Source organism: Vulcanococcus sp. (genome assembly GCF_044369115.1).
Taxonomy (GTDB): domain Bacteria; phylum Cyanobacteriota; class Cyanobacteriia; order PCC-6307; family Cyanobiaceae; genus Vulcanococcus.
Genome location: NZ_JBIPMN010000120.1, coordinates 1 through 8315, shown reverse-complemented (window position 1 = coordinate 8315; position 8315 = coordinate 1). Strand labels below are relative to the sequence as shown.

General features: G+C 64.7%; 9 protein-coding genes and 1 tRNA gene. 3 read left to right on the top strand and 7 right to left on the bottom strand.

The features are described from left to right. The coding region (aroC, locus tag ACIQ2E_RS10055; protein ID WP_398329730.1) for a chorismate synthase at nt 1-836 on the top strand (836 nt) is incomplete at its 5' end. Between the two features lie 24 nt (nt 837-860). Here the strand turns inward: aroC and ACIQ2E_RS10050 are convergent. The 5 genes from ACIQ2E_RS10050 to ACIQ2E_RS10030 form a co-directional block, all read right to left on the bottom strand. Next, nucleotides 861-1466 carry a hypothetical protein gene (locus tag ACIQ2E_RS10050; protein ID WP_398329728.1) on the bottom strand — a complete coding sequence of 202 codons (606 nt, stop codon included), beginning with the start codon at nt 1464-1466 and terminating at the stop codon, nt 861-863. Between the two features lie 19 nt (nt 1467-1485). Further along, the gene (locus tag ACIQ2E_RS10045; RefSeq protein WP_398329725.1) at nt 1486-2046 is read right to left on the bottom strand and encodes a bifunctional 4-hydroxy-2-oxoglutarate aldolase/2-dehydro-3-deoxy-phosphogluconate aldolase; all 561 of its coding nucleotides are present in this window, start codon (nt 2044-2046) and stop codon (nt 1486-1488) included. Between the two features lie 10 nt (nt 2047-2056). After that, the gene (ftsH3, locus tag ACIQ2E_RS10040) at nt 2057-3901 is read right to left on the bottom strand and encodes an ATP-dependent zinc metalloprotease FtsH3 (protein WP_398329722.1); all 1845 of its coding nucleotides are present in this window, start codon (nt 3899-3901) and stop codon (nt 2057-2059) included. Between the two features lie 37 nt (nt 3902-3938). After that, nucleotides 3939-5105, bottom strand: a complete 1167-nt coding sequence (gene sat / locus ACIQ2E_RS10035) for a sulfate adenylyltransferase (protein WP_398329719.1) — start codon at nt 5103-5105, stop codon at nt 3939-3941. Nucleotides 5106-5335: 230 nt separating this feature from the next. After that, complete coding sequence (locus tag ACIQ2E_RS10030) at nt 5336-6157, bottom strand: photosystem II manganese-stabilizing polypeptide (RefSeq protein ID WP_398329716.1); 822 nt, start codon at nt 6155-6157, stop codon at nt 5336-5338. A 138-nt stretch (nt 6158-6295) separates the two neighbouring features. Between ACIQ2E_RS10030 and ACIQ2E_RS10025 the strand changes: the two genes are divergently transcribed. After that, nucleotides 6296-6634, top strand: a complete 339-nt coding sequence (locus tag ACIQ2E_RS10025) for a hypothetical protein (protein WP_398329713.1) — start codon at nt 6296-6298, stop codon at nt 6632-6634. On the opposite strand, the gene coaBC is transcribed toward ACIQ2E_RS10025, so the two are convergent. Beyond that, entirely contained in the window at nt 6631-7878 is a 1248-nt protein-coding gene (coaBC, locus tag ACIQ2E_RS10020) for a bifunctional phosphopantothenoylcysteine decarboxylase/phosphopantothenate--cysteine ligase CoaBC (RefSeq protein WP_398329710.1), read from the bottom strand. The two genes, ACIQ2E_RS10025 and coaBC, sit on opposite strands and share 4 nt — an antisense overlap. Next, nucleotides 7868-8083 carry a DUF2555 domain-containing protein gene (locus ACIQ2E_RS10015; protein WP_296443875.1) on the bottom strand — a complete coding sequence of 72 codons (216 nt, stop codon included), beginning with the start codon at nt 8081-8083 and terminating at the stop codon, nt 7868-7870. Before ACIQ2E_RS10015 ends, coaBC begins: the two co-directional genes overlap by 11 nt. A 76-nt stretch (nt 8084-8159) precedes the next feature. On the opposite strand from ACIQ2E_RS10015, the gene ACIQ2E_RS10010 reads away from it, so the two are divergent. Next, nucleotides 8160-8232 (top strand) — tRNA-Ala (locus ACIQ2E_RS10010). The last annotated feature ends 83 nt before the right edge of the window (nt 8233-8315 follow it).

Sequence of the window (8315 nt, the reverse complement as noted above, 5' to 3'; positions counted from 1 at the left end):
GCAACAAGGATCAGCGCCCGCAGGACTACAAGGACATGGAGGTAGCCTTTCGCCCCTCCCATGCCGATGCCACCTATCAAGCCAAGTACGGCATCCAGGCCCGCAGCGGCGGCGGGCGCGCGTCAGCCCGCGAAACGATCGGGCGGGTGGCCGCCGGTGCCATCGCCAAACAACTGCTGGCGAAAGCCCATGGCACAGAAGTCATCGCCTGGGTGAAACGCATTCATACCCTCGAGGCCAGCATCGATCCAGCCACGGTGCGCCTGGAGGATGTGGAGCGCAACATCGTGCGCTGCCCGGATGCCGCCATGGCGGAGCAGATGATCGAGCGCATCGAGGCGATCGGCCGCGACGGCGATTCCTGCGGCGGCGTAATCGAGTGTGTGGTGCGTCAGGCGCCGATCGGGCTGGGCATGCCAGTATTCGACAAGCTCGAAGCCGATCTGGCCAAGGCGGTGATGTCGCTCCCCGCCACCAAAGGCTTTGAGATCGGCTCAGGGTTTGAAGGCACGCTGCAGAAAGGCAGCGAGCACAACGACGCGTTTCTCCCCACCGGCGATGGATCGCTTCACACCGCCACCAACAACTCCGGCGGGATTCAGGGCGGCATCAGCAATGGTGAGCCGATCGTGATCCGGGTGGCGTTCAAGCCCACGGCCACGATTCGCAAGGCCCAGCAAACGATCAACGCCAAGGGTGAAGCCACCATGCTCGAAGCCAAAGGTCGGCACGACCCCTGCGTGCTGCCCCGGGCCGTACCGATGGTGGAAGCGATGGTGGCGTTGGTGCTGGCTGATCACCTGCTGCGCCAACAGGGGCAGTGCAGCCTGTGGTGATCAGCCGTTCGCGGCCGGCAGGCGTCAGCTCACACCACTGAGCTGAGCAGCGCCATTGCTGCTGGGGAGCACCGGCGCTGCTGCGCTCAAACGGCTCACCGCCTTCGCCATGCGACGCGCAGCTGAAGAACCTGCCGTGCTGCGAGCGGAGGCCTTGGCTTTGGCCGGTGCCTTCACCGCAGTCTTCTTCACCGGATTGCGGGCTGCTTTAGCCGGTTTGGGCTTGGCCTTCGCAGCAGGTTTGGCAGTTGTCTTCGCGGCAGCCGTGCGGCGGGTGGTGTTAGCGGCCGGCGTGGCTGGGGCCTTGGCCGCAGATTTCTTCACTCTGGTCGTTGTGCCGCCGGAGCGTGCACGGTGACTGAGCACCAATGCCCATTCGGCATCGGTGAGGTTGGCGGGCTTGCTGCCGTGGGCATTAGCCAGCTTTGCGGCCTTCTCGATGTCGCTGATCAGATTCTTCCAGGAGGTGGCGAAGCGCTTGTCGGATTGGGATTTGGCACCGCTCTCCACCAGGGTCTCCACCACACCAGCGGCAGACACCTTCTTACGGCGGCGGTTGAAGATCTCCTTTTGGAGCTGAGCGATCAGGGCGTCGGCCTTGTCGCTGAGCTTGATCGTGAGCTGAGACATAGAAACAACATCGTCTATCTCAGAGCCGATCGCCGCTAAACAGGGCACCCCCCAGAGCGATGGCATCCACACCCGCGGCATACCAAGCGGTGGCATCAGCAACGGCAAGGCCTCCAGCCGCAATGCAGAACGGCAACGGCCCCAGTGGCCCCGCCAACAAACGCCAATACCCAGGCCCAAGGCTCGCCGCTGGATACAGCTTCACCGCCACTGCTCCCCACTGCACGGCCGTGGCGATCTCTGTCGGAGTGAACACACCCGGCACCAGGGTGATGGCCGCAGCCGAAGCCTGCTCCAGCAGGGCGCGATCGAGGATCGGTGACACGGCGTAGCCAAGGCCCGCGGCCAAGGCGGCTTCCAGACCCGCTGCAGACCGCACCGAAGCCGCCCCGAGCCGCAACGCAGGGAAGTCGGCCACCAGCTGCTCGGCCATGGCGACCCACGCGCTCGAAGCCTCTACCGCCAATTCAGCATGGGAAAGGCCCGCGTGGTGCAGCTGCTCGAGCTGCCAGCGGGCCTGGTGGATAGATGAAGGCCTGAGCACCGCCAGCAGGGGCTGGCGGCGTAGGCCACTGATCAAGCAGGAGGGATCAGACGTACTCGGCCACCCGCACGTCGCTGCGGATCAGCAACTCCTGCAGGTCATCCGCGTCAACGGTTTCCCGCTCCACCAGCATCTCAGCCAGCTCATCGAGCACCTTGCGGTTGCCGTTCAGCACGGCGGTGGCGCGCTTGTAGGCCTCAGCAACCAATTGGCTCACCTCTTCGTCGATGGCGGCAGCGGTGTCTTCAGAGAAGTCGCGCTCAGCGGCGATATCGCGGCCGAGGAACATCCCACCCTGGCTGCGGCCCAGGGCCACAGGGCCAAGGCGATCGCTCATGCCGAAACGGGTGACCATTTGGCGGGCAACACGGGCCACTTGCTGCAAGTCGTTGGAAGCACCGGTGGTGACTTCGTCTTCCCCGTAGACAATCTCTTCAGCCACCCGACCGCCGAGGGCAACAGCCATCTGGTTTTGGAGATAAGCGCGGGAGTACAGGCCCGATTCCATCCTCTCCTCACTGGGGGTGAAGAACGTGAGGCCGCCGGCGTTACCGCGGGGAATGATCGAGATCTTCTGCACCGGGTCGTAGTCGGGCATCAGCGCACCCACCAGGGCATGGCCGGCTTCGTGATAAGCCACGAGGCGCTTGCGCTTCTCGCTCATCACACGGTCTTTCTTCTCCGGACCCGCCATGACGCGCTCGATCGCGTCGTTCACCTCATCCATGGAGATTTCGGTGAGCTCACGGCGAGCCGCAAGGATGGCAGCCTCGTTGAGCAGGTTGGCGAGATCAGCGCCGGTGTACCCGGGGGTACGGCGAGCGATCTTGTCGAGGTCGACGTCTTTAGCGAGGGTCTTGCCGCGGGCATGCACGCCGAGAATCTGGAGACGACCGGCGTAGTCGGGGCGATCAACCACCACCTGGCGATCGAAACGGCCCGGACGCATCAGTGCGGCATCCAGAACGTCGGGGCGGTTGGTGGCCGCCACGATGATGATGCCTGTGTTGCCCTCAAAGCCGTCCATCTCGGTGAGGAGCTGGTTGAGGGTCTGCTCACGCTCGTCGTTGCCGCCGCCCAGACCAGCGCCGCGCTGACGACCCACCGCATCGATCTCGTCGATAAAGACGATGCAAGGAGCGTTCTTCTTGGCCTGCTCGAACAGATCGCGAACGCGGCTGGCGCCCACGCCCACGAACATCTCCACGAATTCCGAACCGGAGATCGAGAAGAACGGCACACCGGCCTCGCCTGCCACAGCTTTGGCGAGCAGGGTCTTACCGGTGCCTGGAGGGCCCACCAGCAGCACACCCTTAGGAATCTTGGCGCCGACGGCGGTGAAGCGATCGGGGTTCTTGAGGAAGTCGACCACTTCAGTGAGCTCAAGCTTGGCGCCCTCGATGCCAGCCACATCACCGAAGGTGACCTGGGTTTGGGGCTCCATCTGCACCCGCGCCTTGCTCTTGCCGAAGTTCATGGCGGGGTTACCACCACCGCCCTGAGCGCGGCGCAGCAGGAAGAACAGACCACCCAGCAGCAACAAAGGGAAGATCAATGAGCCGATGGCCTGCTGCCAGGGCTGGGCCTGACGGGAGGGCTCAACGGCGATGTCGACCTTGTGGTCTTCCAGCAGCTTGAGCAGGTCTTTGTCGGGAGCGAGATTCACGACGGCGCGTTGGCCGTTGTTCTCCACCACCTGGGCGGTGCCGCGGTCAGGAGCGATCAGCACCCGCGACACCTCGTTGCCCTCAACGGCCTCCACGAAATCGCTATAGCGAAGCGTGCGCGGCGCGTTAGCCGGATTGGGACGGTCGAGGAAGGCCGTGCCCACAGCGATCACCACCACGGCCAGGAGCACGTAGAGGCCCGCATTACGCCAGCGCTTCTTCACTTGGATCTCCGCTGTGATTAAGGAATGTTAACCGCTCTCAGGCGGCGGCTCGCAGAACCTCCACCACGCTACGGAAGGCGAACCACTCCGGGATCTCCTCGCCGCTGCGCAGCATCTTGCGGAACTGGGTGCCGCTGAGCTTCTTCACGTGCAGGCCACGGGCATCGGCGTGCTCGGCGGTCACGTAGCCCTCCTCCTCGGTGTAGACGAGGTTGAGCGACGGCACGGTTTCCATGCCGAGCTCGGGGGCGTTGTCGCGGGCGAAATCCTGCGCCTGATAGGGGCCGTAGAAGTCGTCGCCACTGATCGACGACTTACAGCCCGCCATGTCGCGACCAATGATGAAGTGGGTGCAGCCGTAGTTCTTGCGGATGATCATGTGCTGCAGCGCCTCGCGCGGGCCAGCCATGTGCATCGAGTAGGGCAGGTAGGCCCAGCGGATGCGGGGGTTGTTCACCTCGGCTGCGAGGCGCTCATAGGTCTGGAAGCGCACCTCACCGGAAATGTCGTCGTCCTGGGTGGGGCCGCAAGTGGGGTGCACCAGCACCACACCCTGATCGCTCACGTTGCTGGCGTCGAGGGCGCGGGTGAACAGCTCGTAGTGAGCGCGGTGAATGGGGTTGCGGCACTGGAACGCCACCACGTCCTGCCCCGCGGGCAGGGTGGCGCGCACCTCTGCAGGGGTCTTGCAGGGGAATACACGCTGGGGCAGCTCCAGGCCCTGGATGGCGCCGCCGAGGTAGTAGCGACCGCGCTCCGTGGCGATCATCTTCACGGCGGGGTGCTCGAGCGAAGAGGTGCCGTAGCAACCCACAGCCTCGCGGGCCTTATCGGGTTCCCACTTGCTCTCCACGGTCATCACCGCCAGCTCCTGGCCGCGGTAGGTGAGCAGCAGCTTCTGACCCACCGCGATGTCGTCGCGCTGGGTGTCCATCACGATCGGCAGGCCGAACAGCAGGCCGCTGGTGGTGCGGTTGCTCACCACCACCGACTGGTAGTCCTCTTGGTGCATGAAGCCGCGCAGGGGCGAGAAGCCCCCCACCATCAACAGCTCCACGTCGCAGGCGTTGCGATCGGAGCACTCCACCACGTGGTCCACGCCGGCCTTCACCGCGTCGCGCTGCTCCGCCGGCACCCGCAGATCCACCAAGCTGCCGCCATGGGGTGCGATCAGGCCCTGGGGCGAGGCAACGGTGCTGGTCATGGCTGGGGAAGATCCCTACGGGTGTTGGCGGCGATTCTCCCAGAGTGCGCTGGCAGGGTCGAACCGGAGAACTGTCTGCCGGCGGATATCCGTGGATATCCGCCGGCGGAGAGCACAAACAGAGCACAAAAAAGGGCCCGAAGGCCCCTTGTGATCAGACGGTGCTTGTCAGAGAGGCTAGTCGGAGAGTGCTGGTCAGACAGCGCTCGGGAAGCCGGTGATCAAAGGAATCAGGCCTTCTCCAGGCGGCCGTAGAGCTGGCCGGTGATCTTCACGTCCACCGGGTCATGGCTGCCCATGTCGGTGTCGGAGGGTTGCACAGCCGTGAACACGCCGGCGAATTCGCCGGTCGCGGCATCCACCTTGGTGATGGAGAGGTTCATCTCACCGGTGCCATCGATGTAGCGCTTGCTGTTCTCGCGGGCGAGTTCGTCGTCCTGGCCGTTGAGAGCCACCAGACCCTGGGCGTATTGCACACCGGTGGTGAGGGCTCGGCCCTTGGGGTCGAGGAAGTTCGAGGTGCGGTAGCTGGGAACGCGATAGGTGCCGTTCAGATCGGTGCTGGTGGTAATGGCGGCGCCATCAGCCGTGGCATTCAGTTCCTTGCTGGAGAAGGTGAAGGGCACCTCTTCGCCACCGGGCAGCAGCACGGTGACGATCTGGAAATCGATCCCGCCCTGCTCCTGGAAGTTGATGCCGTTGCCGGTCACCGCCAGATCGCCATACACCTGATCAAGGCTGGTGGTGAAACGGGTGAGGATCTTCGACTCCACAAATTGCGCTTCCTGGCGCTTGTTGGCGGGCTCACCCTTCACATACACCTCAGACGGGTGCATGCAGATCTCACGCAGCTGGTACTTCGTACCTGCATCCAGGCTGATCGAACCACGGGCCGAATCCGGCAGGGTCGGGCAGTCGTTAGCCAGACCGGTGTTGTGAATGTCGTCGTAGGTGAGGTTGGCCCGATCAACAGCCTTGGCGCCGCCGCTGCAGGCGGTCACGAGGGTGAGACAGAGCGCCAGCACAAGGGCCAGCAGAGGACGGAAACGCATGGGGAGAAGCCGGTCTGACAGGGGAAAACCTCTGGATGGGGTGCGCCCGCTGCGGATACTACCGGTGCAAAAAGCCCATTCCACGTACCATGTCGCGGCTCTCAACAACCTGTATGCGAGAGCGCGGATCCAGACCGAATGAACGACGGCAGCACCACTGATTCCACCCGCAGCCTTGCGGCAGGCGACTGGGAAGCGCGGCTCAGCGCCGAACTGCTGAGCCTCCAGGCCCTGGCGGATGAGGTGGATGGCGAGCCTGAGGCGCTGCTGTTGCTGCTGCGTCGCCTCGAGGAACTGCACCGCTCCATTCAGGACGGCCCCTTCCGCGCCAGCTTGCCGGCCGACCGCGGTGCTCTGTTCAATCTGCTGCAGGGCATGGAAAAGAGCGGCGGCTGGCCTTACATCCCCAGGCTGCAGCTGCGCACATTCATGGACCTGCTGCAGAACGGTGAAGCCGGCTCGGCTCTGGCCGCCTAGATCAAACCACCAAGTGCTGTGAGCAGCAGGTGGGCCAGAGGCAACTTGCCCATAGGTTCAAGACGTTCCACCGCCTCACCGGGCCCGAGCAGCCAACCCTGATTAGTGGCGCTGCCAAAGCCGGCAGCGGCCTGATCAATGGGATTGGCAAAGAGGAGATCGCAGCCCTTTCGCGCAAATTTCGCCCGCGCCTGGGGCAACACATCACCGCTCTGGGCGGCGAAACCAAGGATGCGCTGGCCCGCCGGCCGGCGGCTCACCAACTCCACCAACAGATCGGGAACCGGCTCCCAAGCCGCGGCCATGGCCTCCGTCTTGTCGGGTTTGTGGCTGAGGGTGACGGCCGGCCGATGATCCGCCACGGCTGCAGCCATGGCGATGGCATCCATCTGCGGCTGGAGCTGCAGCAACAACTGCTGCAGCTCAGCTCCCGTATCAATGGAATGGCGGTTCAAGCCCTCCAGCAAAGCACCATCCAGGTGAAGCGGCCCATGCACCAGATCCACCTGCGCGCCACGCAAGCGTGCCGCCTGAGCCAGCGACACCCCCATCCGGCCCGTACTGGGATTACTGATGCAGCGGGCTGGATCGAGCCATTCGCGGGTGGGCCCAGCACTCACCAACAACCGGCGGCCCTGCCAATCGCGCCGCCACCCCCAGCTGGCGAGGCTTTCCAGCGCCAACAGCAACAGCTCAGGCTCCGCCATACGCCCTGATCCCTGGCGATCACAGGCCAGCAACCCCTCCGCCGGGCCCAAGGGCAACACCCGCTCAAACCCCTGCAACTGCTCCCAGTTGGCGCGCACACCGGGCGCGCTCCACATCGCCGTGTTCATCGCGGCGGCAGCCAGCACCGGCGCCTCGGTGGCCAGCAGCGTGGAGGCCAGGAGCGTGTCGCCAAGACCATGCACCCACCTCCCCAGGGTGGTGGCACTCAGCGGTGCCACGAGCACCAGTTCCGCCCATTCCGCCAGCTCCACATGCAGTGGACGCGGAGCGCTGTGGCTCCACTGGTCGGCGTCGAGATAGCAACGCTCACGGCTGAGGCTGGCCAGCGCCACCGGGCTCACCAGCTGGGCCGCGCTGGGTGTGAGCACGCAGCGCACGTGAGCACCGCGCTTGGCCAGGGCGCTCACCAGCAGCGGCAGCTTCACCGCCGCAATGCTGCCGCTGATGCCAACCAAGATGCGGCGCCCCACCAGTGGATCCAAGGCGACAGCCGGCGCCGGCTGCTCAGTCTTCATCGAAAGGTTCCTGATCCACCAGATGCACGTAAGGCCGCGCCAGTTCGGGGCGATGGATCGCCACCGCGCGCAGCAGGTGCCAGTCCTGCAGCCCAGCGAAGGGGCTGGGGTAGTCGTCCTCCTCAAGACGCCGAGCCAGCGCCGCCACCGCCTCCTCGTCGAGGGAGGCAAGCAGCTCGGGCGTGATGGCAGCGCTCTGGGTCATGGGGGGAGGGGAACAGGGCGGCAACGCCACCTGCAAAGACTGATAAGTTCTCGCAACAGCCCCACGGGGCCTGCAAGGGGAATTAGCTCAGCTGGTAGAGCGCTGCGATCGCACCGCAGAGGTCAGGGGTTCGAGTCCCCTATTCTCCATCCACCCCAAGAGGCCTGGCAGCGGCAGCGATGAAGTGGAGCCCTGACGCTGAAGCCAAGCTCAAGGAAATTCCGTTTTTTGT

Bases quoted from the DNA above. Each gene is read 5' to 3' on its own strand.
- ACIQ2E_RS10050 (WP_398329728.1), bottom strand. From the start codon at position 1,466: ATGTCTCAGCTCACGATCAAGCTCAGCGACAAGGCCGACGCCCTGATC.
- sat (WP_398329719.1), bottom strand. From the start codon at position 5,105: ATGACCAGCACCGTTGCCTCGCCCCAGGGCCTGATCGCACCCCATGGC.
- ACIQ2E_RS10030 (WP_398329716.1), bottom strand. From the start codon at position 6,157: ATGCGTTTCCGTCCTCTGCTGGCCCTTGTGCTGGCGCTCTGTCTCACC.
- ACIQ2E_RS10025 (WP_398329713.1), top strand. From the start codon at position 6,296: ATGAACGACGGCAGCACCACTGATTCCACCCGCAGCCTTGCGGCAGGC.
- coaBC (WP_398329710.1), bottom strand. From the start codon at position 7,878: ATGAAGACTGAGCAGCCGGCGCCGGCTGTCGCCTTGGATCCACTGGTG.
- ACIQ2E_RS10015 (WP_296443875.1), bottom strand. From the start codon at position 8,083: ATGACCCAGAGCGCTGCCATCACGCCCGAGCTGCTTGCCTCCCTCGAC.